Below are 22,155 nucleotides of genomic sequence, written 5' to 3' on the forward strand. Positions count from 1 at the left end.
CCTTAGGAGAGATTGTGAGCACGAATGTGACCACCGAGCCCCGGACGACCCCGGCCGCGCTGTGGCGCGCCGCTGAGCAATTCGGATCGAACGAGGCTGTAGCGGACGGATCCGACCGCACCACTTACACCGAACTTCTGGAGCGCGTGCGTCTCGCGGCCCGCGCACTGATGGCCAAGGGCGTCGAAGCAGGCGACCGCGTTGCGGTCTGGGCGCCCAACACCCATCACTGGATCGAGGCGTTCCTCGCCGCGCAGTACGCCGGCGCCACGCTGGTACCGATCAGCACCCGCTACACCGGCCACGAGGCCCTGGACCTGCTCGAGCGCACCCAGGCCAAGGTCCTCGTCGTGCCGGATCGTTTCCTGAAGAACGATCGCCTCGCGGCTGTCCTCGATGCCGCCGGACCCGCCGGCATCCCGACGCTCAAGCTCGTGCTGCGCACGCCCTCGGACGACCCCGCCGCCGGCGCCCCCACCACCGAGTTCCCCGGCGGCGAGATCCTCGAGTGGGATCAGCTCGCGGCCGCGGCCGAGCCGGTATCGGCCGACGACGCTGATGCTCGTGCCCGCGCCGTTTCCCCCGACGATGTCGCCGACATCCTGTTCACCTCCGGCACCACCGGAAAGAGCAAGGGCGTCATGACCGCCCATCGTCAGACCGTCGGGATCGCCGACGCGTGGGCCGACTGCGCCGAGGTCGACCAGAACGACCGCTACCTGGTGATCAACCCGTTCTTCCACACCTTCGGCTACAAGGCCGGACTCATGGTGTGCATTCTGCGCGGCGCCACGATGGTCCCGGCGGCGGTCTTCGACGTCCCCACCATCATGGCGACGATCGCGAACGAGAAGATCAGCGTGCTGCCGGGTGCCCCGACCATCCACCAGACGATCCTCGACTTCCCGACCCGAGACGACTACGACCTGTCGAGCCTGCGCGTCGCGATCACCGGCGCGGCCGCGATCCCGGTCGTCCTCGTCGAGCGCATGCAGGCAGAACTCGGCTACGACGCCGTCATCACCGCCTACGGCCAGACCGAGGCGGTCGTGGTGACGATGTGCCGCACGGACGACGACCCGGTGACGGTCGCGACATCGTCCGGCCGCGCGATCCCCGGCATGGAGGTCCGGATCGGCGAGCACGGTGAGATCCTGGTGCGCGGCGAGAACGTCATGCTCGGCTACCTCGACGACCCCGAGTCGACGAAGAAGACGATCGACGCCGACGGCTGGCTGCACACCGGCGACGTGGGTGTGCTCGACGAGCGCGGCTACCTCGACATCACCGACCGCCTCAAGGACATGTACATCTCCGGCGGGTTCAACGTGTACCCCGCGGAGATCGAGAACGCCCTCGCCCGCATGGATTCCCTCGCCGAGGCCGCCGTCATCGGCATCCCGGACGAGCGCATGGGCGAGGTCGGCCGCGCGTACGTCGTGCCGAAGCCGGGCGTCGCCGTGACCGAGGACGAGGTCATCGCGTTCTGCAAGGAGCGGCTGGCCAACTTCAAGATCCCGCGCGAGGTGGCGATCGTCGGCGCCCTGCCGCGCAACCCGTCGGGCAAGGTGCTCAAGAACGACCTGCGGGAGGGCAAGGCATGACCGTCCCCCACAGCGATTCCGGTCGGGGCGACCTTCCCGACGAGGGGGACGTCGTCACCTACGAGGTGCGGGACCACGTCGCGTTCGTGACGCTGAACCGTCCCGACTACCGCAATGCCCAGAACTCGGTGATGACGTACGCCCTCGACGCCGCGTTCGAGCGTGCCGTCGAGGACGACGACGTGAAGGTGATCGTGCTGGCCGGCAACGGCGAGCACTTCAGCGCCGGCCACGACATCGGCACGCCCGGCCGCGATCACCACGTGCACTACGAGAACAAGGCCGCACTGTGGTGGGACCACCTCGGCAAGGCCGGCGGTGACCAGCGTTTCGCCCGCGAGACCGAGGTGTACCTGGGCATGTGCCGTCGGTGGCGGGAGATCCCCAAGCCGATGATCGCGCAGATCCACGGCGCCTGCATCGCCGGTGGCCTCATGCTCGCGTGGTGCTGCGACCTGATCGTCGCGTCGGACGACGCGTACTTCTCGGATCCCGTTGTGCGCATGGGCGTTCCGGGCGTCGAGTATTTCGCGCACCCTTGGGTGCTGGGATCGCGGTTCGCGAAGGAGATCCTCTTCACGGGCGACCGCTTCTCCGCGCAGCGCGCGTACGAGGTGGGCATGGTCAACCGGGTGGTGCCCCGCGCCGAGCTCGAGACCGAGACCCTCGCGCTGGCCGCCCGCGTCGCGGAGATGCCGCGGTTCGGCCTGGCGCTCACCAAGAAGGCTGTCAACCAGTGCGAGGACCTCATGGGTCAGCGCGCCGGTATGGATTCGGTGTTCGGCCTGCACCACTTTGCCCACGCGCACAACGCCGAGGTGGGCAGGGACTCGCTGGGTGGAATGGACGTCAACAGTATGAAAGCGAAGGCGAAATAGTGGATCTCGAACTGGATGAAAAGGCCCGCGCCTTCCAGCTGGAAGTGCGCGAATGGCTCGCTGCCAACGTCCCGGCGGAGCCGCTGCCGTCGATGGACACCGCGGAGGGCTTCGAGGCCCACCGCGAGTGGGAGCACAAGCTCGCCGACGCACGCCTGTCGACCGTCTCGTGGCCCGAGGAGTTCGGCGGCCGCGACGCGTCGATGATCGAGTGGGTCCTCTTCGAGGAGGAGTACTACAAGGCCGGTGCCCCCGGACGCGTCAGCCAGAACGGCATTTTCCTGTTCGCGCCGACGCTGTTCGAGCACGGCACCGAGGAGCAGCTCGCGCGCATCATGCCGAGCATGTCCCGAGCCGACGTCATCTGGGCGCAGGCGTGGTCCGAGCCGGAGGCCGGCAGCGACCTCGCGGGCATCCGGTCGACGGCTCGCCGCACCGAGGGCGGCTGGATCCTCAACGGGCAGAAGACGTGGAGCTCGCGCGCGGTGTACGCGGACTGGGGCTTCGGCATGTTCCGCACCGACCCGGAGGCGCAGCGCCACAAGGGCCTGACGTACTTCATGTTCCCGCTGAACCAGGACGGCGTCACCGTCCGGGCGATCCCGCAGCTGGACGGCGAGCCCGGCTTCGCGGAGATCTTCTTCGAGGACGTCTTCGTCCCCGACGCCGACGTCGTCGGCGAGGTCAACAACGGCTGGCGCGTCGCGATGAGCACCGCCTCCAACGAGCGTGGCCTGTCGCTGCGCAGCCCGGGCCGCTTCATCTCCGCGGTCAACCGCCTGATCGAGGTGTGGAAGTCGAACGCGGACGAGACCGACACCGCGGCCCGTGACCGTGTCGTCGACGCGTGGATCGGTGCCGAGGCCTACCGTCTGCACACGTGGGGCACCGTCACCCGCATGCTGGAGGGCGTCCCCCTCGGCGTCGAGGGCTCGATCAACAAGATCTTCTGGTCCGAGCTCGACGTCCGCATCCACGAGACGGCGCTCGACCTCATGGGCGCCGACGGCGAACTCGCCGGCAAGTGGCAGGACGGGTACCTGTTCTCGCTGTCCGGGCCGATCTACGCCGGCACCAACGAAATTCAGCGCAACATCGTTGCCGAGCGGATGCTCGGACTCCCGAAGGCGGATCGATGAAATTCTCCCTGTCCACCGAGCAGCGCGATTTCGCCGGAAGCCTCCGCGGCCTGCTCGCCAACGCCAACACCCCGGCCGTCGTCCGGTCGTGGGGTGAGAACGACACCGCCCCGGGTCTGGCCCTGCTGCAGCAGCTGGCCGAGACCGGCGTGACCGCACTCGCGGTGCCGGAGGAGTTCGACGGCATCGGCGCCCATCCCGCCGACCTGGCCGTCGCATTCATCGAACTGGGCCGCGCCGCGGTTCCCGGCCCGCTCGTGGAGACGGCCGCGGCCGTTCCCGCCCTGCTGTCCGCGCTGAACGACCAGCAGCTGGCCAAGCGCTTCCTGCCCGCGATCGCCGAGGGCACCCTCGCGTCGCTGGTGCTCGAGCCGTCCACCCCGCGTGCCCTCGACGCCGATGTCGCCGAGCCGGTCCTGCGGGTCTCGGGTGACACCCTCGAGCTGGTCCGCCCGACCACGCAGCTCGAGTCGGTCGACCCGGCCCGCCGCCTGTTCGAGGTCGAGTCGGTCGAGACGCTGGCGCAGGGCGCGGACGTCGCCGCCGCCGCGGAGAAGTCCTACGACCTCGCGGTGTTGGCCGCATCGGCGCAGCTGATCGGCGCCGGCCACGCGATGATCGAGACCGCCACCGAGTACGCCAAGAACCGTTCGCAGTTCGGTCGCGTGATCGGCAGCTTCCAGGCCGTCAAGCACCACATGTCCGACGCCCTCGTCGCCGTCGAGATGGCGACCCCGCTGGTGTACGGTGCGGCGATCTCCATCGCCGAGGGCTCCGACACCATCGCCCGCGACGTGTCGGCCGCCAAGGTCGCGGCCGCGAACGCGGCGTACGTGGCGTCGCGCAAGGCGCTGCAGGTGCACGGCGCGATCGGTTACACCCTCGAGTGCGACCTGTCGCTGTGGCTGACCAAGACGCGGGCGCTGCAGTCCGCGTGGGGCACTGCCTCCGCACACCGCGCACGGATTGCGAGCGCGCTGTGAGCGGGGTCGGAGTGTTCGCGGAGGAGCAGATCGAACTCCGCAAGACGGTTGCCCAGCTGCTGGCCAAGCGCGCCGACGCGGCCGCGCTGCGCAAGACGCTCGAGTCGGGAGAAGCGTTCGACCGCGGCCTGTGGGACGTGCTGTGCCAGCAGGTCGGTGTCGCGGCGCTCGCGATCCCGGAGGAATTCGGCGGCTTCGGTGCCACGCTCGTCGAGCAGCATCTGGTGCTCGAGGAGCTCGGCGCTGCGCTGACGCCGTCGCCGATGTTCGGTTCCGCGGTCCTGGCCGCGCAGGCGATCCTGGCGACCGGCAACGCGGAGGCGTGCGAGCGCCTGCTGCCCGGCATCGCCGAGGGTTCGTCCATCGCCGCGCTGTGCTGGGTTGGCCCCGAGGGCCACTGGCGCAGTGACGACGTGGCGTGCACTGCCGCCGGCAACGACGCCGACGGCTACACCGTCTCGGGCACCGCCCACTACGTGCTCGACGGCGCGCACGCCGACGTGCTGATCGTGGCCGCGTCCGTGGAAGGCACAGACGGCGCGATCGCGCTGTTCGAGGTCGACCCGTCCGCCGACGGCGTCGCCCGCCGCCAGCTGCCGACGATGGACCTGACCCGTCCGATGTCGTTGGTGGAGTTCGCGTCCGCCCCGGCCGTGCGGCTCACTGCCGACGACGCCACCGCGGCGCTCGAGAAGGTCCGCACCGTCGCGATCGTCGCGCTGTCGGCCGAACAGGTCGGCGCCGCCGAGCGCTGCCTGCAGATGACGGTGGACTACAGCAAGGACCGCGTCCAGTTCGGTCGCGCGATCGGCAGCTTCCAGGCGCTCAAGCACCGCATGGCGGACCTGTACTTCCTGGTGGAGACGGCCCGGTCCGCGTCGTACGCGGCGGTGTACTCGCTCAGTGAGGGCCTGCCGACGGCCGCAGCCGACGCCGCGGTCGCGAAGGCGTACTGCTCCGAGGCACTGCTCGCGGTCACCGGGGACTCGATCCAGCTGCACGGCGGCATCGCGATCACGTGGGAGCACGACGCGCACCTGTTCTTCAAGCGGGCCCACGGCAGCGCGCAGCTGCTCGGCCAGCCGGAAGAGTTCTTCAAGGAGATGGAGACGCTCGCGGGTCTGCCCGCCTGATCTCCTCCCCTCAGATCGCCGAGGGCCGGCCCGGAAGATCTCCGGGCCGGCCCTCGGCGTATCCGGGGTATGTCAGCCCGCGGACGGAGTCCAGCGAGCGTCCCGGATCCGGTCGATCTTGTGGCGGCGTCGCGGCGCCATGATCCCCGGTAACAGGAACGACAGCATCTGGTCGATCCGCTCGTACAGGTCCTCACGGCCGGTGAGCACGTTCGAGACCAGTTGCACGCCGGTGAAGGCGCCGACGATGAAGCGGCCCAACTCCTCCGGCACGACCGTGTCGACGACGTCGCCCTCGTCGATGCCGGCGCGCACCACCAGCTCGCAGGCATCGATCCAGTCCGCGTACGGCTTCCGCGGTCCCCCTTCCGCGCTCATCTCCAGGGTCAGCCGGATACCGGCCCGCACGATCGAGTCCTCGACCATCTGCCGGCCCATCTCGTAGCAGAGCATCGCCAGCTGATCGAGGCCCGGTTCGCCCGACGACGTGATGGCCTCGACGGCTTTCATCGAGATGGCATGCTGCTCGTCGATGACGACGCTCGCGAGCTCGTCCTTGGACTTGAAGTGGAAGTACAGCGCGCCCTTGGTGATTCCGGACAACTCGACGATCTCGGCGAGGCTGGCCCGCTCGTATCCGACGCGATCGAACATCTCGGCGGCACCGTTGACGATCTGCTGCCGCGTGATCACCGCCCGTTCCTGCTTGAGCATTTCGCCAGCACCCTTCGTCTCACCTACACCGACAATGCATCATTGCCGACGGCGGCAGATCGGACCAGAGTAATTCCGCAACAAAATCCCACCTAGGCCGCGAGTTCCTCGAGATACTGCGCGACACCGTCCTCGTCGTTCGACGGCAGCACCCGGTGGGCGAGCGCGCGGACCTCAGGGATCGCGTTCTCCGGACACAGCGCGGTGCCGGCCCACATCAGCATCGGGATGTCGTTGACGGCGTCGCCGATCACCGCCACCTCGTCGACCGCAACGTCCCTCGCTGCGCACAGCCGCGCGAGTGCGCTGGCCTTCGAGACCCCCGTCGCCGCCATCTCGACGTACGGCGCACCGGAGTGGGTCAGCTCGACGCCGTCCACCCCGGCCGCGACCGCGAGCCGGTACAGCTCGTGGCTGGGCATCTCGGGATGTCGGGCGACGATCTTGACCATCTGCTCCCCCGTCCGCGGCAGCCGCTCCTCGAGGATCATCTCGTCGAGTGTCCGGTGGTGGTCGGCGTAGTCACACAGGGCCGCGTACTCGGGTTCGGCCACGAACGTCGTCGGCCCTACGTTGGCGAACACCACGCCGGGCACGAGCGTGCGGACGCGTTCCATCGCCGCGAGCGCCTCGGCGACCTCGATCGAGACGGTGCCGGTGATCTCGGGCGTGCCGTCCGCGAGGTCCAGGGTGACGGCCCCGTTGGCGCAGATTGCCTCGCCGCGGAATCCGCACGACCGGGCCAGGCTGTCCACCGAGTGCCGGGCCCGCGCCGTCGCCCACACCACCTCGATGCCGGCATCCCGCGCGGCCGCCATCGCCCGCGCGGTGCGCGGCGACACCGTCCGGTCGGAGCGCAGCAGGGTGCCGTCGAGATCGGAGGCCACCAGTCTGATTCGCGTCACCTGTCGATGATCCCAGGCGCCGGATGACGTGCGGCCGGCGCATTCGATACACCATTTTCTGAATACAGAATTGGATGTACTGTCACGGCATGGAGATCCTGGTGCACCGCGACGCCCTGTCCCGCTTCGGCTACGCACTCTCCGACCCGACCCGGGCGCAGATTCTGTTGAGCCTGCGGACGGCCCCCGGCTACCCGTCCGATCTCGCGGACGCCATCGGCGTCTCCCGGCAGACGATCTCGAATCACCTTGCCTGTCTTCGCGGTTGCGGACTGGTCGTGGCGGTGCCGGAGGGCCGGCGCAGCCGATACGAACTCGCCGACCTGCGGATCGGGCACGCGCTCGGAGACCTGCTGGGACTGGTGCTGGCGGTCGACCCGGCGTGCTGCCCGGCTGCCGCCGACGAGGGCTGCTGCTGATGGCGTCCGATGTCGCGATCCCACCCGATCGGCGGGTGGTGCTGACGCGGCGCATCCGCTGGCTCGTCGCCGCCACCATCAGCTACAACGTGATCGAGGCGGCGGTCGCATTGACCGAGGGCGCGCGGGTGTCGTCGACGGCGCTCATCGGGTTCGGCCTCGACTCGGTGATCGAGGTGTCGTCGGCCGCGGCCGTCGCGTGGCAGTTCGCCGGACGTGACCCCGAGGCGCGGGAGCGGACGGCGCTGCGCATCATCGCGTTCTCGTTCTTCGGCCTGGCTGCCTACGTCACCGTCGATTCGCTGCGGTCGCTGTTCGGCGTCGACGAGGCCCGGCACTCGGCGATCGGCATCGTCCTGGCCGCGGCCAGCCTGGCGATCATGCCGGTGCTGTCGTGGGCACAGCGACGGACGGGACACGAACTGGGATCGCTCTCCGCGGTCGCGGATTCGAAGCAGACACTGTTGTGCACCTACCTGTCCGGTGTGCTCCTCGTCGGGCTCTTGCTCAACAGCGCGTTCGGGTGGGCGTGGGCCGATCCGATCGCCGCCCTCGTCATCGCGGCGATCGCGGTACGTGAGGGTGTGGAGGCATGGAAGGGCGACTCGTGCTGCGCGGGCCCGGTCAGCGACCGAACACAGTGCCACCGTTGAGGTGGATCACCTGAGCGTTCACCAGGCCACCGGCCTCGCTGCACAGCCACAGGATCGCCGCACCGACGTCTGCTCCGGTACCGAGCCGGCCGATCGGAATGCCGCGAATCATCTTCTGCACGGCGGGATCGTCGGCGCGCCCCAGCCCCTCCATCAGCCCCAGTGCCAACGCGTTGGCGGTGACGCCGTGCGGTCCGCATTCCACACCGAGGTGTCGGATCAGCCCCTCCGAGCCCGCCTTCGCAGCGCCGTACGCCCCGACGCCGATCGGCAGCCCCTGGGACGATGCTCCCGACGAGATCTGGACGATGCGACCCCAGCCGTTCTCGATCTGACGGGGCAGCACCGACTGCACCATGCGCATCATCGCGGCGAGGTTGAGGTCGATCTGCAGCTGCCAGTCCGACGAGGGCATGTCGACGAACCGGTTCGGCCTTCCGCCGCCGTCGGGGATGCCCGCGTTGTGGACGAGGATGTCGACGTCGCCCACCAGGTCGGCCACTCGGGCGAGCGCCTCCGCGGTGCCGTCGCCGTCCGTGACGTCGAACGGGCACGCCACCGCCGCTCCGCCGGCGCCGGTGATCGCGTCGACCACCGAATCCGCTCGTGCGGCATGGAGATCGTTGACCGCCACGGTGGCTCCCGCGGCGGCGAGGACGTGCGCGATGCCCGCGCCGACACCCCGGCCCGCGCCCGTCACCAGGGCCGTGCGACCGCTCAGCCCGAACTGCTCCACCCCGAGGTCCATCGTGTCCTCCGTCCGCTCCGACAGTGCTCCCATCGTGGCAGTCCGGAGTCCCGAGCGGGCTCCGCTTCTCACCGACCGGGATTCTCGGTGCCCGAACGAATTCCGTGGAATCGGTCCGAGCGGAGAGGCCACTGTGTGATGCTCCGCGAATGACAGCCCGCTCCCTCGAGGAACTCGACGCGCTGGAGGACCTCCGTCAGCTCAAGTACCGGTACTTCCGGTCGCTCGATCTCAAGCGCTGGGACGACTTCGCCGACGCCCTCGCGCACGACATCGTCGCCGAGTACGGGACGCACGCACTGAGCCGTCCGCTGGTGTTCGAAAGCCGGGACGCGCTGGTCGGTTTCATGCGCAAGGCGCTTACTCCCGCGGTCACCTCGGTGCACTTCGCCCATCACCCGGAGATCACCGTCACCGGGTCCACCGCGGAGGGCACCTGGGCGTTCGAGGACACCGTCATCGTGTCCGAGGCACGATGCCTGATTCGCGGCGCCGGGTACTACCGGGACAGCTATCGCCGTGACGACGACGGCCGCTGGCGGATCACCCGGACGTCGTACGAGCGAATCTACGAGTCGATGGTCTCGCTCGACGACGTCCCGAGTTTCGAGTTCCTCTCGCACATGTGGTCGCAGCCGCCGGCGAAGGGCGCCTGACTTCCCTGCGGCGGGCCCGGAACGCTCCTAGCCTGGACCCATGACCACTCCCGAGATCACCCTGAATTCCGGAACAGTCATCCCCCAACTCGGACTGGGCGTGTGGCAGGCCACCAACGACGAGACCGAGCACGCCGTCCGCTTCGCGCTCGACGACGTCGGCTACCGGCACATCGACACCGCCGCCGCGTACGGCAACGAGGAGGGTGTCGGACGCGGCGTCTCCGGTTCCGCGGTGCCGCGTGAGGACATCTTCGTCACCACCAAGCTCTGGAACTCCGATCAAGGTTACGAATCCACCCTCGCGGCGTTCGACACGAGCCTGTCCCGCCTCGGCCTCGACTACGTCGATCTCTACCTGGTGCACTGGCCACTGCAAGATCCGGACACGCCTGCGGACGTGGGACGCGATGGAGAAGATCGCCGAATCGGGCCGCGCCAAGGCGGTGGGTGTGTGCAATTTCGAACCGCACCACCTCCAGGAACTGGTCGACCGAGGCGGCCTGCTCCCGGCCGTCGACCAGGTGGAACTGCACCCCCATCTCCCGCAGCAGGCCATCCGCGACTTCGCGGCCCTGCACGGCATCGCCGTCGAATCGTGGAGCCCGCTCGGCGGCACCAGCAACTCCGGCTGGGGCGACGCGTCCAAGCCCAACACCCTGCTCGCCGACCCCGTCGTCGCCCGCGTCGGCGAGCGCCACGGCAAGTCCCCCGCCCAGGTCCTCATCCGGTGGCACCTGCAGAACGGCCTGATCGTGATTCCGAAGTCGGTGCACGACAACCGCATCGCGCAGAACATCGACGTGTTCGACTTCGAACTGACCGATCGGGACCTCGCCGACATCGCGACACTCGACGACGGCGTGCGGGTCGGGTTCCATCCGGACGAGATGAACCTGGGCGCGCCGGACTAGGGCGATGCGCCGGGAGATTCGCGAAAACGCCGCGGCTCCCGGCCGCTTCCCGCACGATGGTCCCGCACCCAGACCGGTTCGGGAAGGACCAGACATGCGCGCTCGGCACCGCTTCGCCCTCGCCGCCACCTGCGCCGCGGCGGCGCTAGGCCTGACGCCGGGGGTCGCCGCGGCCACCCCGAGCGAGGGCGTCACCGGCGAGATCATCGCGCAGACCACCGTGGGCGACAAGGACTACATCCTCCGCAAGATCACGATCGCACCGGGCGGCACCACGGGCTGGCACTTCCACGACGGCATGCTGTACGGCCTCGTCACCGCGGGCACACTGACGCACTACAAGTCCGACTGTTCCACCGACGGCATCTACAACGCCGGTGGCACCATCGTCGAACCGAGCGGGCACGACTACGTCCACATGGGCCGCAACCTCGGTCCGGCGCCGATGGTCCTGCACGTGCTCTACGTACTTCCGACGGGTAAGCCGATGTCGGAGGACGCGCCCGCCCCTGCCTGCGCGTAGTCACCCGTCGATATCGGCGTGCAGGGAGCGACGTGCCGACGAGAACTGCGACGCTGGGCGCGCGGCAGGTGCAGCACCCCTGAACGCCGGACCGCTCGGCTACAGCTTCGATCGCGACCGCGACGGCGTCGCATGTGAATGACTGCGCGCCATCCGATCGGCCGCTCAGGCGTCGTTGCAGGCGAATCTTCGGTGAAGTGCCGAATATGATGGGAAGTGGCCTTTTTCTGGACGGATGCCCGTTATGTTCTGTGTCGGTCGGCTACCCGACGGTGGCTGCCGCGTGCCCCCGATGGGGGTGCGGACTGTATCGGGAAGGGAACACCTCCTATGGCCATCGTTGATCGGCCACGCCCGCGGCGGCGACTGTCTCGTAGCGCGGCAGCACTAGCTGCCGGCGCCTTCGCCGTCGCGACAATCGTCACCGGAGCGGGTCCGGCATCGGCGGACACCGTCACCGACACCATCACGGTCGGCGCGTCGCCGCTCGGGGCCGCAGTCGGCGGGGACCGCGCCTACGTCACCAACTACGGCAGCAACTCGGTGTCGGTGATCGACACCGCCGCGACCCCGCCCGCTGTCGTCGCCACCATCAGGGTCGGCGCGGCTCCGGCCAGGGTGGCGGTCGACGGCAACCACGCCTACGTCACCAACTCCGAAAGCAATACGGTGTCGGTGATCGACACCGCCGCGAACCCGCCCGCGGTCACCGCGACCATCGGGGTGGGCGCGCTGCCGTTCGGGGTGGCGGTCGACGGCAACCGCGCCTACGTCACCAACTACGGCAGCAACTCGGTGTCGGTGATCGACACCGCCACGAACACCGTCGTCGGCACTGTCCCGGTCGGCGGGAATCCAGCCGGGGTGGCGGTCGACGGCAACCGCGCCTACGTCACCCACCTCGCGGACGGCACGGTGTCGGTGATCGACACCGCCACGACCCCGCCCGCCGTCGTCGCCACCCTCCCGGTCGGCACGAACCCGTACGGGCTGGCGGTCAGCGGGGACCGCGCCTACGTCGCCAACCTCTCCGACGACACGGTGTCGGTGATCGACACCGCCGCGACCCCGACCGCCGTCGTCGCCACCATCCCGGTCGGCACGCACCCGTACGGGGTGGCGATCACCCCGAACGGGGACCGCGCGTACGTCACCAACAGAGGGAGCAACTCGGTGTCGGTGATCGACACCGCCGCGTCCCCGCCCGCCGTGGTCGCCACCATCCCCATCGGCGCGAGCCCGTACGGGGTGGCGGTCGACGGCAACCGCGTCTACGTCACCAACCTCAACGGCACGGTGTCGGTGATCGCGATCGATCAGCCGCCCACCCTCGCCGGAACCCCGGTTCAGGGGGTGGTCGGCCAGCCCTACAGCCACGCATTCACCGTCACCGGCCAGCCCGCCCCGACCGTGGCCGCCACCGGCACCCTGCCCGATGGACTCACCCTCTCCCCGGACGGGGTGCTGTCCGGAACCCCCACCACCGCCGGCACCTACACCTTCACGGTCACCGCATCGAACGGCATCGGCGATGCCTCGGTCCTGCCGGTGGTCCTCGACATCACCGAAACCACCCCGACCTCGACCGGATCGCTCGGGGGTGTCGGCTCGGTGAGCTGGACGTCCTGACCCCCAGCCAGCCAGACCGCGCGAGCACAGTGGCCGCCCACCCGACCGGGTGGGCGGCCACAGTCCTTCGCACCGACAGCACAAGGGGCGGCCCCCGGCGCGTGGAACTGCACGAGAAAGTGCCCCGGATCGTAAAATGCCGGCACCCTGGTGCAGCGGATGACGAACAGGTTTGTCACCGAATCGATCTCGCGGAACTGTTCGTCCACCGTCCCGCCCCCACCACATAGAACATAGTTGCGATTCTGGGGGTCTCGTGCGTCAGACGCCATCGTCGACGTCCTGCACCGCGCACGTCCAGTCCGGTCGGGACCATCGACTACGACGGCATCCCGCCGTTCTGGAACTCGGAAGCATCCATCCGGGGAACGGGCAATCGATGTCGAAGGACCGCCCGGTAGTCTTCCCGACAACTCGCCGACTGCGACCGAACAGTCGGTCGTTTCGGGAGGACCCACGTGAAGACGTTCGGCCGCGCGGCAGTTGCCGCGGTATTGACCACGCTTGCCCTGCTGGTGCCGGGAACCGCGGTCGCGGAGGTCCCGACTGCTCCGGGCGCACCGAATGCCGGGTCCGCGACCGTCGAGATCCCGGGGGTTCCCTTCTACCTCCCCGGCACCCTGAACTCCCGCGATGCCCGCATCGTCTACCTGTACGGCGAACGAGAGATCGCTCGTGCCAACGACACCCAGAAAGCGATCGGGGTCCCGGCCGAGGTGCGTTCACGCGTCCTGTTCGAGATGCGCAATGCGCTGCGAACCCACACCCGCGTCGTCATGTCCGACCGGGTCACCGCGCTCGGTCTCGAGATCACCGACCCCAACATGACGTGGGAACAGATCACCGACCGCTACCGCGCCCGCGGGCTCGACGGAACCGCGCTGCACGAGGCGATCGCCGAGTCGGCATCGAAGTCCCGCAAGGGCATCGACGAACAATTCGGCCTCGACCCGGAGAACCTGCCGCCGCTGCCGGCGATGCGTCTGGCGCCCGCAGCCTAGGCCTTCGCGCTCTGCCCTCGTTGCTCCCCGAACCCTCTGGTGCCCGGTCCGGGTAGCTGCCCCGCCGCCGTGAACTTCACGGGCATCGCCTCGAGCCCGGACACGAAGTTCGCGGGCCGGCGCGGCAGCGGCTCGGACGTCGCGAGCGCCATGTCCGGCAGGCGCGCGAGCAGCCGCTCGAACATCATCGCGCCCTCCAACCGGGCGAGCTGGTTCCCGAGGCAGAAGTGGGTGCCGAACCCGAAGGCCACGTGCGGGTTGGGCGACCGTCGAGTGTCGAAGCGCTCGGGCTCGTCGAACATGGTCTCGTCGAAGTTCGCGGACTCGAACAGCAGCAGCATCTTCTCGCCCTGCCGCAGGTCGGTCCCGAAGAACGTGGTGTCGCGGGTGACGGTGCGGGCCATGTTCTTGATGGGCGAGACCCACCGCAGCATCTCCTCCACCGCGAGGGGAATGCCCGACGGCTCGGCCACCAGTCTGTCGCGCTGATCCGCGTGGAGCATCAACTGCTCCATGCCGCCGCTGAGGACGTGCCGCGTCGTCTCGTCGCCGCCGATGAGGATCAGCAACGACTCGTTGACTATCTCCTGGTCGTCGAGGCGCTGCCCGTCGATCTCGGCGTGCACGAGGATGCTGATGAGGTCGTCGGCGGGTTCCTTCCGGCGCTCGGCGATGGTGCGGAAGGTGTACTCGTTGAACGCGACGTACGCGTCCATCATGGCCTTCAGCTGCTCCTCGGTCGCGTTGCTGCCCAACGCCTTCACCAGATCGTCCGACCACTGCAGGAAGATCTCGCGCTCCTCGGGCCGGACGCCGAGCATGTCGCCGATCACCGCCATCGGCAGCGGGGCTGCCAGGTCGGCGACGAAGTCGCACTCCCCCGTCTCGCACACCGCGTCGATCAACTGGTCGCAGATCTCGCGGATCCGGCCGATCTTCGCCTCCACCTTCTTGCGGGTGAAGCCGGTGTTGACGAGCCGACGGCGCTGTAGGTGCGCGGGGTCGTCCATGTCGATCATCTGCGGCAGCGGACCGGTCTCCGGGCGGATACCGCCCGCGTTGGAGAACAGGCCGGGATCGCGCTCGGCGGCGATCAGCGCGGCATACGACGCCGCGGCCGCCACCCCGTTGCGATCCCGGAACACCGGTTGACGGCTGCGCATCCACGCGTACGCCGCGCGGGGATCGCCCGACTCACCCGCGTAGAAGCGGCCGTCGAGCAGATCGGTGTCGTTCACGATCGTCATCCGCGTGCTCCTTCATCCGAACGGACGAACCAGAAAGCCTCGACAATCACCCAAACCTGCCCCGATAGTAGAACTTGTTCCTACCATCGGCGGGGTATCGGACACACGAGGGGAGACGTGATGGGCTCGGAGGCGGACGTCGGCGCATTCACCGACAGATCGGTCCTGGTCACGGGCGGAGGCAGCGGCATCGGCCTCGGAATCGCCCAGGAACTCGTCGCGGCCGGCGCGCACGTCACGATCTGCGGACGCGGCGCCGACAAGCTGTCGACGGCGGCCGAGAAGATCGCGGCGACCGGCGCATTCGCCTCCGGCGGGTCGGTCTCCACCGTGGCCGCGGACGTCACCGTCGAGAGCGACGTCGAGCGTGCCGTCGCGCGCGCGGTCCAGACCACCGGCCGGCTCGACGGCGTCGTCGCCTGCGCAGGCGGCAACGAGACGATCGCGCCGATCACCCAGCTCGACGCCGACGCCTGGCGCCGCACCGTCGACCTCAACGTCACCGGCACGATGCTCACGGTCAAGCACGGCGCCCGCGCGCTCGTCGCCGCCGGCGGCGGGTCGATCGTCGCGATCTCGTCGATCGCGTCCAGCAACACGCACCGCTGGTTCGGGGCCTACGGGGTCTCGAAGTCCGGCGTCGACCACCTGGTGCAGCTGGCCGCCGACGAATTGGGCGCCAGCAACGTCCGCGTCAACGGCATCCGTCCCGGCCTCACCCGCACCGACCTGGTTGCGATGATCACCGACGGCGGCCCGATCCTCGACGACTACCTGGCGTGCACGCCGCTCGCCAGGGTCGGCGAGGTCGGGGACATCGCCGCGCTCGCGCTGTTCCTGCTGGGGCCGAAGTCCACCTGGATCACCGGGCAGGTCGTCAATGTCGACGGCGGGCAGATGCTGCGCCGCGGGCCCGATTTCACGTCGATGCTCGAACAGGTCTACGGCGCCGACGGACTACGAGGAGTGGTGTCGCAGTGAGTTCACATCAGGTACTAGGCAAGCAGGTCGACATGCCGGTCGAGATCCGGACGGCGTCGGCGTTCATGGCGATGTACTCGGTCCCCACGAAGGCCGCGCAGAGGCTCATCGACAACACGGGCCTCGAGATCCTGCAGTGGCGCGGCGGGCGCGGATTGTGCGGGCTGGTGTTCGTCGACTACATCGACGGCGACCTGGGTCCCTACAACGAATTCGGCGTCACGTTCATGGTGCGCGATCACGAGCAGCGCGGATTCAACCACGTGCGACGGGATCTGCGTTCCCTGGCGAGCGGCAAGGCCGGTGCCCTCATCCACCAACTCCCGGTCGACGGCGAGTTCACCCTGGCCGCCGGACGCGGCATCTGGGGCTTCCCGAAGATCATGGCCGACTTCGAGGCCGACCACGTCAGCGACGTCCGCCGCGGCAGGGTCAGCCAGGACGGGCGCCTCATCGCGGAACTCACCGTCAAGCAGGGCATCCCGATGCCCGGCCGCGGGACCAACACCTCGCTCGACGCATACTCCCACCTCGACGGCGTCACCCGGCGCACCTCGTGGGACATGAACCCGCGCGGGGTCCGCACGCGACTGGGGGGCGCCGAACTGAGCCTCGGGAACCACCCGATCGCCGACGAGCTGCGTTCGTTGGGGCTGCCCCGCCGAGCACTGGCGACCACCACGATCCCGGACCTGCGGATGACGTTCGGGGACGCCGCCACGGTCTGATCCCCCGAAGCGCGCGACGCGCCGGGCCTTGCGAATCCAGACCGTCTGGTGTGTGCTGGAGACTTGGACGCTTGCTCAAGTTCGATTCTCCACCTCGCGCAAAGGATTACGTCGTGACGATCAGTCGACGCAGCGTGCTGGCCGGAGCCGCGGCCGCACCGGCGCTCGCAGCCATAGCCAGCTCGACCGCTTCAGCTCAGCCCCGCTCCGCCACCGCCTCTGCCCGCCGCACCGCGCCCGACCAGGGGTTCCGGGTCGGTGTCGGCCTGTCCGACATGACCGGCCCGGTCGCCGAGAACGGCATGATGGGCTACTCGCAGTTCGACCAGCGCGCCGAGGGCCTGCACCAGCGAACCCGGGTGCGCGCCTACGTCTTCGCCGATGCCGAAGACAATCGCGTGGTCTACACCTGCGCCGACACCTGCATGGTGTTCCAGGCGGTGCACGACGCCGTGCTCGCGCGGCTCTCCGCGAAGTACGGCGACCTGTACACCGAGAAGAACGTGATGCTCACGGCCGTGCACTCGCACGCGGCGTGTGGTGGCGCGTCGCAGGACTACGCCTACAGCCTGGCGACGCTGGGCTTCCAGCCGCAGGTGTTCGACGCCGAGGTGGACGGCATGGTCGAGGCGATCGTCGCCGCGCACGAGAACCTCGCCGCCGGCACCGTCGCATACGGGCGCAGCGAACTGAAGGACGCCAGTGTGAACCGGTCGCGGGCGGCCTTCGATCGGAACCCGCAGCAGGACAGGGACTACTACCCGCTCGGCATCGACACCGCAATGCGGGTGCTCCGGATCAGCCAGGGCGGCGACAACGTCGGCGGCATCGGCTGGTTCCCCACCCACGGCGCGTCGCTGACCAACAAGAACCACCTCATCTCCGGTGACAACAAGGGCGCCGCCGCGTACTTCTGGGAGCACGACGTCGCCGGGGTGCGCTACCTCGACGGCACCCCGGGATTCGTCGCGTGCTTCCCGCAGACCAACACCGGCGACATGTCCCCCAACCTGGACCTCGAGCCCGGGCACGGCCCCACCTCCGACGAGTTCGAGAACACCCGCATCATCGGTGAGCGTCAGGTGGCCGCCGCGCGCGAGGCGTTCAAGAAGGCCGCCCCGCTGTCGTCGACCACCGTCGACAGCCGAATCATGTACCTGGACATGGCGAACCAGGTGGTGGACGGCACGTTCACCTCCGACGGCCAGGTCCGCCGGACCGCGCCGGCGTGCGTCGGAGCCGCGATGGCGGCGGGCAGCACCGAGGACGGGCCGGCGATCGACATCTTCGCCGAGGGCACTCGCAACCCGATGATCGATGCGCTCGGCGGCATCGACACCCCCACTCCGCAGTGGCTCGCCGACGCCCAGGCGCCCAAGCTGGTGCTGGTGCCGGTGGGTCTGCTGCCCCCGGACGGCTGGGTGCCGCACGTGCTCAAGATCCAGATCATCCGCATCGGCGACGTCTACGTCGTCGGCGGCCCGGCCGAGTTCACCATCGTCTCCGGACTGCGGATCCGGCGCACGGTCGCGGAGGAACTCGGCGTTCCGCTCGAGCACGTCATCTTCAACGGCTACGCCAACGCCTACTCGAGCTACTGCACCACGCCCGAGGAGTACGACGCCCAGCAGTACGAGGGCGGTTCGACGCTGTTCGGCCGCAACACTCTTCCCGCCTACCAGCAGGGTTTCGCCGCGCTGGCGGCGGCGATGAAGACCGGGGCGGACGTCCCGCGCGGACCGGCACCGCGCGACCTGTCGGGCTTCCAGCCCGGCTTCGGGCGCGAGTTCCCCTTCGACGCGCCCCTGCCCGGCCGCAACTTCGGGGACGTCCTGGTGCAGCCCGCGGGCAACGTGGGCGCCGGAGAACAGGTGGCGGTCGAGTTCGTCACCGGCCACCCGAAGAACGACCTGCACCGGCGCGGAACCTATTTCGAGGTGCAGCGCCGCGACGGCGACCGTTGGGTGCGCAGCGCCGACGACGGCGACTGGGCCACCAGGTACCGCTGGCGCCGGGACGGCCTGAACGCGTCCGTCGCCCGCATCACGTGGGACGTGCCCGCAGGCACGCCGCCCGGCACCTACCGCATTCAGCACTTCGGCAACTGGAAGAACCCGGAGGGCGCGGTCTTCGCGCTCACCGGAACTTCCGCCGAGTTCACGGTGCGTTAGTCGGTCCCCCGGCAGCTGAAGGGTTCCCTGGTGCGCTCGCGGCGCAGGAGGGGGACCCTTCAGCTATCGCTGGACTCCAGAATTTCCTTGGCATTCTCCAGGTTTCCGCGCACGTCCCGGGCGTACAACTTCTGCGCGATGGCATCGGCGAACTTGAACAGGCCCGACCCCTCCTCGCCGTCCTGCCGGAACGTCACCTTGGTGGCACCGTCCCCGTCGCTCTCGAAGTCCAGTTCACGCGTGTACCCGATCTTCGACTCCCGCGAAGCGAAGCCGATCCGCTTGTTCTTCTCGTACGCGGTGATCTCCTCCGTGGCGTGAACCTTCGCGCCGGCAACCCTCGCGTCGAGTGATGCCACCGAACCGACCTCGTCGGGCGCACCCGAGAGCATCTTGTACTCGCTGATGTTGGTTCCCCACTCCAGCGCGTGCCCGGGATCGGTGAAGTACTCGAACACCTCGGGAAGCGGACGATTGATGACGACGGATTCGTCCGTCCGCAGCGTCTTGGCCATGAATCTCACATCCTCGACTCGCGACAATGGTCGACGCGTCACGCAAGAGTCTGGCGCACCCGCGCCGATCGACCGCTCGCGCAGCCGCTTTCATGGTCCACAGCGCGGCACCCGCACGAGCATCACTGTCGATCCTAGTCCGCCATCCTGCGGTTTTGAAGGCCCCCCGCACCGACGAAGGGTCCCTTCGTGCGCCGTCAGCGCACGAAGGGACCCTTCAGCCCTTCCCCATCCCCCCGGGTCTTGCTACAGCCAGGTGTCCTCGCTGGCGGTGGTGAGGAACGCCTCGAGGTCGTCCCGCCACTTCGCCGGCACGGTCTTGTCCGGCTCGATGCCGGTGTACTGGCCGCGGTAGAACAGCAGAGGCCGTTCGGTCTTGATCTCACTCATCGAGTGCACGCGCCCGAACACCACGTAGTGGTCGCCGCCGTCGTGCACGGTCTCCACCGTGCAGTCGATGTGAGCGAGCGAGCCGGTGAGGATCGGCGATCCCAACGGTGATGCCGTCCAATCGATCCCGGCGAACTTGTCGGGCTCACGTGACCCGAAGCGAGCACACGTGGACTGCTGCTCCTCGGCGAGGACGTTGACGGCGAAGCGGCCGGACCGCTCGATCGCCGCCCACGACCGAGAGGCCTTGGTGGGACAGAACAGCACGAGCGGCGGATCGAGCGACAGCGCCGCGAACGACTGGCACGCGAATCCCACCGGGGCATCGTCGTCGATCGTCGTGATGATCGTGACTCCGGTGCAGAACTGGCCGAGCACGGTGCGGAACTGGCGCGGGTCGATCTCCGCGCCTGTTCCGACACCGGACGGCTCGTGCGGGGACATTACTTGAACCCCACCGTGAAGTCGTGGCCCCACAGGCTCACGGCGGTGCTCTCCTTGGCGATCCACTTGTCGTCCTCGACCTCGAGGCCCTCGCAGCCGAATTCGACGTCGAATCCGCCGGGAGTCTTCATGTAGAACGACAGCATCAGGTCGTTGACGTGGCGGCCCAGCGTCGCCGACATCTTCACGTTCTTGCGGAGTGCACGGTCGAGGCAGAGCCCGACATCGTCGGAGTTCTCGACCTCGACCATCAGGTGCACGATTCCCGTGGGGTTCGGCAGCGGCGCGAACGCGAGGCTGTGGTGGCGCGGGTTGCAGCCGAGGAAGCGCAGCCACGCCGGCTCACCGTCGGCCGGACGCCCGACGACCTGCGGAGGCAGGCGCATCGAATCACGCAGCTTGAACCCGAGCACGTCGCGGTAGAACTCGAGGTCCGCCTCGTCGTCCTTGGTCGCGAGCACGACGTGACCGAGGCCCTGCTCGCCGGTGACGAACTTGTGCCCGTACGGGCTCACGATGCGGCGGTGCTGCAGGGCGACGGTGTGGAAGATCTCCAGACGGGCCCCGGAGGCGTCACGGCACTTGATGAACTCGACGACGCTGCGCTCGGCCGCCTCCTCCTTGGTGCCCTCCTCGAACTCCCAGTCGGCCTTGGCCAGACGTTCGCGGATCTCCTGCAGGCCTTCGGCGTTCGCGCACTCCCAACCGACGGCGTAGAGACCGTCGCGCTCACCGGGAACGATGACGAGACGCGCGGGGTAGTCGTCCATGCGCAGGTACAGGTTGTCGGGGTTCGAGCCCTTGCCCTCGATCATGCCGAGCACCTTGAGGCCGTACTCGCGCCACGCGGCCATGTCGGTCGCCTCGATGCGCAGGTATGCCAGTGAACGGATACTCATCACTTGCCTCCATCGAGCAGGAAGTCACTTGCCAGCCTGTTGAACTCGTCGAACTTCTCGAGCTGCGCCCAGTGTCCGCAGCCGCCGAAGACGTGTAGTTGGACCCGCGGAATCATCTTGAGCGCCACCAGCGCACCGTCGATCGGGTTGACCCGGTCCTCGCGGCCCCAGATCAGCAGAACCCGCTGACGCAGCTTGTAGGCGTCGCGCCACAGCATGCCGAGCTCGAACTCCGAACTGGAGAACGACCTGCCCATGGCCTTCGCCGCGGCGAGCGACTCGGGCGCGCTCGCGGCCGCGAATCGCTCGTCGATCAGCTCGTCGGTGATGAGCTTCTGGTCGAACACCATGATGCGCAGGAAGGCCTCGAGGTTCTCCCGCGTCGGCTGGTAGGCGAACTTGCCGAGATTCCGGACGCCTTCGGTGGGATCCGGTGCGAACAGGTTGAGGCTCAGGCCGCCGGGGCCCATCAGCACGAGCCGGCCTGCACGGTCCGGGTAGTCGAGTGCGAATCGCACCGCGGCGCCACCGCCGAGCGAATTGCCCAGCAGGTGAACACGGTCGGTGATGCCGATCGTATCGAGCAGATCCTTCAGCGCCGAGGCGCTGTGGCGGAAGTACTGCGGATGCTCGGTGGGCTTGTCGGACCGGCCGTAGCCGGGCTGGTCCACCGCGATCACGTGGAACTGCTGCGCGAGAACGGGAATGTTCTTCGCGAAGTTGGACCACGACGACGCTCCCGGTCCACCGCCGTGCAGCAGCACGATCGTGGGTCCGTTGCCGACGCCCGCCTCGTGGTAGTGCAGCTTCAGGTCGTCGCGGACCTGCGCGAAGCGGGACGTCGACTCGTACGTGAGTTCCTCGGTTGCCGTCATGTGTCG

General features: G+C 68.7%; 23 protein-coding genes and 1 pseudogene. 16 read left to right on the plus strand and 8 right to left on the minus strand.

The window, feature by feature from the left end:
* The first annotated feature begins 26 nt into the window (after positions 1 to 26).
* The 5 genes from ABEU20_RS13835 to ABEU20_RS13855 are packed head-to-tail and all read left to right on the plus strand — an operon-like array spanning position 27 to position 5,737.
* Positions 27 to 1,604 carry a FadD3 family acyl-CoA ligase gene (locus tag ABEU20_RS13835; protein ID WP_420165134.1) on the plus strand — a complete coding sequence of 526 codons (1,578 nt, stop codon included), beginning with the start codon at positions 27 to 29 and terminating at the stop codon, positions 1,602 to 1,604.
* Complete coding sequence (locus tag ABEU20_RS13840) at positions 1,601 to 2,482, plus strand: enoyl-CoA hydratase (protein ID WP_420164976.1); 882 nt, start codon at positions 1,601 to 1,603, stop codon at positions 2,480 to 2,482. The genes ABEU20_RS13835 and ABEU20_RS13840 overlap by 4 nt, the downstream gene beginning before the upstream one ends.
* On the plus strand, positions 2,482 to 3,621 hold the full coding sequence (locus ABEU20_RS13845; protein ID WP_420164977.1) for an acyl-CoA dehydrogenase family protein: 1,140 nt from the start codon (positions 2,482 to 2,484) through the stop codon (positions 3,619 to 3,621). The genes ABEU20_RS13840 and ABEU20_RS13845 overlap by 1 nt, the downstream gene beginning before the upstream one ends.
* The gene (locus ABEU20_RS13850) at positions 3,618 to 4,604 is read left to right on the plus strand and encodes an acyl-CoA dehydrogenase family protein (protein WP_420164978.1); all 987 of its coding nucleotides are present in this window, start codon (positions 3,618 to 3,620) and stop codon (positions 4,602 to 4,604) included. The genes ABEU20_RS13845 and ABEU20_RS13850 overlap by 4 nt, the downstream gene beginning before the upstream one ends.
* Complete coding sequence (locus ABEU20_RS13855; protein WP_420164979.1) at positions 4,601 to 5,737, plus strand: acyl-CoA dehydrogenase family protein; 1,137 nt, start codon at positions 4,601 to 4,603, stop codon at positions 5,735 to 5,737. Before ABEU20_RS13850 ends, ABEU20_RS13855 begins: the two co-directional genes overlap by 4 nt.
* A 72-nt stretch (positions 5,738 to 5,809) precedes the next feature.
* Here ABEU20_RS13855 and ABEU20_RS13860 read toward each other — a convergent pair whose 3' ends face one another.
* Complete coding sequence (locus ABEU20_RS13860) at positions 5,810 to 6,451, minus strand: ScbR family autoregulator-binding transcription factor (protein WP_420164980.1); 642 nt, start codon at positions 6,449 to 6,451, stop codon at positions 5,810 to 5,812.
* A gap of 92 nt (positions 6,452 to 6,543) precedes the next feature.
* Positions 6,544 to 7,356, minus strand: a complete 813-nt coding sequence (locus tag ABEU20_RS13865; protein ID WP_420164981.1) for an HAD family hydrolase — start codon at positions 7,354 to 7,356, stop codon at positions 6,544 to 6,546.
* An 89-nt stretch (positions 7,357 to 7,445) separates the two neighbouring features.
* On the opposite strand from ABEU20_RS13865, the gene ABEU20_RS13870 reads away from it, so the two are divergent.
* Positions 7,446 to 7,775 carry an ArsR/SmtB family transcription factor gene (locus ABEU20_RS13870; protein WP_420164982.1) on the plus strand — a complete coding sequence of 110 codons (330 nt, stop codon included), beginning with the start codon at positions 7,446 to 7,448 and terminating at the stop codon, positions 7,773 to 7,775.
* On the plus strand, positions 7,775 to 8,428 hold the full coding sequence (locus ABEU20_RS13875; RefSeq protein WP_420164983.1) for a cation transporter: 654 nt from the start codon (positions 7,775 to 7,777) through the stop codon (positions 8,426 to 8,428). The genes ABEU20_RS13870 and ABEU20_RS13875 overlap by 1 nt, the downstream gene beginning before the upstream one ends.
* Here the strand turns inward: ABEU20_RS13875 and ABEU20_RS13880 are convergent.
* Positions 8,400 to 9,209 (minus strand): SDR family NAD(P)-dependent oxidoreductase, encoded by an 810-nt coding sequence (locus ABEU20_RS13880; RefSeq protein WP_420164984.1) that lies wholly within the window; start codon positions 9,207 to 9,209, stop codon positions 8,400 to 8,402. The two genes, ABEU20_RS13875 and ABEU20_RS13880, sit on opposite strands and share 29 nt — an antisense overlap.
* Before the next feature lie 116 nt (positions 9,210 to 9,325).
* Between ABEU20_RS13880 and ABEU20_RS13885 the strand changes: the two genes are divergently transcribed.
* From ABEU20_RS13885 to ABEU20_RS13910, 6 genes and pseudogenes are all read left to right on the plus strand, one after another.
* Positions 9,326 to 9,832, plus strand: a complete 507-nt coding sequence (locus tag ABEU20_RS13885; RefSeq protein WP_420164985.1) for a nuclear transport factor 2 family protein — start codon at positions 9,326 to 9,328, stop codon at positions 9,830 to 9,832.
* Between the two features lie 40 nt (positions 9,833 to 9,872).
* Positions 9,873 to 10,746, plus strand: a pseudogene (locus ABEU20_RS13890) (aldo/keto reductase).
* A 94-nt stretch (positions 10,747 to 10,840) separates the two neighbouring features.
* A complete protein-coding gene (locus ABEU20_RS13895) occupies positions 10,841 to 11,269 on the plus strand; it encodes a cupin domain-containing protein (RefSeq protein WP_420164986.1) in 429 nt (142 codons plus the stop codon).
* 10 nt (positions 11,270 to 11,279) lie between these two features.
* Positions 11,280 to 11,411: an excalibur calcium-binding domain-containing protein gene (locus ABEU20_RS13900; RefSeq protein WP_420165135.1), complete on the plus strand. Its 132-nt coding sequence runs from the start codon at positions 11,280 to 11,282 to the stop codon at positions 11,409 to 11,411.
* A 188-nt stretch (positions 11,412 to 11,599) separates the two neighbouring features.
* Complete coding sequence (locus ABEU20_RS13905) at positions 11,600 to 12,898, plus strand: YVTN family beta-propeller repeat protein (protein WP_420164987.1); 1,299 nt, start codon at positions 11,600 to 11,602, stop codon at positions 12,896 to 12,898.
* Positions 12,899 to 13,356: 458 nt separating this feature from the next.
* Positions 13,357 to 13,899: a hypothetical protein gene (locus tag ABEU20_RS13910; RefSeq protein ID WP_420164988.1), complete on the plus strand. Its 543-nt coding sequence runs from the start codon at positions 13,357 to 13,359 to the stop codon at positions 13,897 to 13,899.
* Here the strand turns inward: ABEU20_RS13910 and ABEU20_RS13915 are convergent.
* A complete protein-coding gene (locus ABEU20_RS13915) occupies positions 13,896 to 15,146 on the minus strand; it encodes a cytochrome P450 (RefSeq protein ID WP_420164989.1) in 1,251 nt (416 codons plus the stop codon). The genes ABEU20_RS13910 and ABEU20_RS13915 overlap by 4 nt on opposite strands.
* Before the next feature lie 120 nt (positions 15,147 to 15,266).
* Here ABEU20_RS13915 and ABEU20_RS13920 point away from each other — a divergent pair, with 120 nt between their 5' ends.
* The 3 genes from ABEU20_RS13920 to ABEU20_RS13930 all read left to right on the plus strand — a co-directional run bounded on the left by ABEU20_RS13920 (position 15,267) and on the right by ABEU20_RS13930 (position 19,026).
* Positions 15,267 to 16,127, plus strand: coding sequence for an SDR family oxidoreductase (locus tag ABEU20_RS13920; RefSeq protein ID WP_420164990.1), 861 nt, complete (start codon positions 15,267 to 15,269; stop codon positions 16,125 to 16,127).
* Entirely contained in the window at positions 16,124 to 16,855 is a 732-nt protein-coding gene (locus ABEU20_RS13925) for an acetoacetate decarboxylase family protein (RefSeq protein ID WP_420164991.1), read from the plus strand. Before ABEU20_RS13920 ends, ABEU20_RS13925 begins: the two co-directional genes overlap by 4 nt.
* A 113-nt stretch (positions 16,856 to 16,968) precedes the next feature.
* Positions 16,969 to 19,026: a neutral/alkaline ceramidase gene (locus tag ABEU20_RS13930; RefSeq protein WP_420164992.1), complete on the plus strand. Its 2,058-nt coding sequence runs from the start codon at positions 16,969 to 16,971 to the stop codon at positions 19,024 to 19,026.
* A 59-nt stretch (positions 19,027 to 19,085) separates the two neighbouring features.
* Here the strand turns inward: ABEU20_RS13930 and ABEU20_RS13935 are convergent, their stop codons facing one another.
* From ABEU20_RS13935 to hsaD, 4 genes are all read right to left on the minus strand, one after another.
* The gene (locus tag ABEU20_RS13935; protein WP_420164993.1) at positions 19,086 to 19,541 is read right to left on the minus strand and encodes an SRPBCC family protein; all 456 of its coding nucleotides are present in this window, start codon (positions 19,539 to 19,541) and stop codon (positions 19,086 to 19,088) included.
* Between the two features lie 246 nt (positions 19,542 to 19,787).
* Positions 19,788 to 20,375, minus strand: a complete 588-nt coding sequence (hsaB, locus tag ABEU20_RS13940) for a 3-hydroxy-9,10-secoandrosta-1,3,5(10)-triene-9,17-dione monooxygenase reductase subunit (RefSeq protein WP_420164994.1) — start codon at positions 20,373 to 20,375, stop codon at positions 19,788 to 19,790.
* On the minus strand, positions 20,375 to 21,274 hold the full coding sequence (gene hsaC / locus ABEU20_RS13945; protein ID WP_420164995.1) for an iron-dependent extradiol dioxygenase HsaC: 900 nt from the start codon (positions 21,272 to 21,274) through the stop codon (positions 20,375 to 20,377). Before hsaC ends, hsaB begins: the two co-directional genes overlap by 1 nt.
* Positions 21,274 to 22,149 (minus strand): 4,5:9,10-diseco-3-hydroxy-5,9,17-trioxoandrosta-1(10),2-diene-4-oate hydrolase, encoded by an 876-nt coding sequence (gene hsaD / locus ABEU20_RS13950; RefSeq protein ID WP_420164996.1) that lies wholly within the window; start codon positions 22,147 to 22,149, stop codon positions 21,274 to 21,276. The genes hsaC and hsaD overlap by 1 nt, the downstream gene beginning before the upstream one ends.
* Positions 22,150 to 22,155: the final 6 nt, after the last annotated feature.

The sequence above is a fragment of the Rhodococcus parequi genome (assembly GCF_046042785.1).
In the GTDB taxonomy this organism is placed as follows: Bacteria; Actinomycetota; Actinomycetes; order Mycobacteriales; family Mycobacteriaceae; genus Prescottella; species Prescottella parequi.

Excerpts from the sequence above, each read along its gene's own strand:
- ABEU20_RS13840 (WP_420164976.1), top strand. The coding sequence starts at position 1,601 with ATGACCGTCCCCCACAGCGATTCCGGTCGGGGCGACCTTCCCGACGAG.
- ABEU20_RS13850 (WP_420164978.1), top strand. The coding sequence starts at position 3,618 with ATGAAATTCTCCCTGTCCACCGAGCAGCGCGATTTCGCCGGAAGCCTC.
- ABEU20_RS13860 (WP_420164980.1), bottom strand. The coding sequence starts at position 6,451 with ATGCTCAAGCAGGAACGGGCGGTGATCACGCGGCAGCAGATCGTCAAC.
- ABEU20_RS13870 (WP_420164982.1), top strand. The coding sequence starts at position 7,446 with ATGGAGATCCTGGTGCACCGCGACGCCCTGTCCCGCTTCGGCTACGCA.
- ABEU20_RS13875 (WP_420164983.1), top strand. The coding sequence starts at position 7,775 with ATGGCGTCCGATGTCGCGATCCCACCCGATCGGCGGGTGGTGCTGACG.
- ABEU20_RS13880 (WP_420164984.1), bottom strand. The coding sequence starts at position 9,209 with ATGGGAGCACTGTCGGAGCGGACGGAGGACACGATGGACCTCGGGGTG.
- ABEU20_RS13885 (WP_420164985.1), top strand. The coding sequence starts at position 9,326 with ATGACAGCCCGCTCCCTCGAGGAACTCGACGCGCTGGAGGACCTCCGT.
- ABEU20_RS13895 (WP_420164986.1), top strand. The coding sequence starts at position 10,841 with ATGCGCGCTCGGCACCGCTTCGCCCTCGCCGCCACCTGCGCCGCGGCG.
- ABEU20_RS13905 (WP_420164987.1), top strand. The coding sequence starts at position 11,600 with ATGGCCATCGTTGATCGGCCACGCCCGCGGCGGCGACTGTCTCGTAGC.
- ABEU20_RS13915 (WP_420164989.1), bottom strand. The coding sequence starts at position 15,146 with ATGACGATCGTGAACGACACCGATCTGCTCGACGGCCGCTTCTACGCG.
- ABEU20_RS13920 (WP_420164990.1), top strand. The coding sequence starts at position 15,267 with ATGGGCTCGGAGGCGGACGTCGGCGCATTCACCGACAGATCGGTCCTG.
- ABEU20_RS13935 (WP_420164993.1), bottom strand. The coding sequence starts at position 19,541 with ATGGCCAAGACGCTGCGGACGGACGAATCCGTCGTCATCAATCGTCCG.
- hsaB (WP_420164994.1), bottom strand. The coding sequence starts at position 20,375 with ATGTCCCCGCACGAGCCGTCCGGTGTCGGAACAGGCGCGGAGATCGAC.
- hsaC (WP_420164995.1), bottom strand. The coding sequence starts at position 21,274 with ATGAGTATCCGTTCACTGGCATACCTGCGCATCGAGGCGACCGACATG.
- hsaD (WP_420164996.1), bottom strand. The coding sequence starts at position 22,149 with ATGACGGCAACCGAGGAACTCACGTACGAGTCGACGTCCCGCTTCGCG.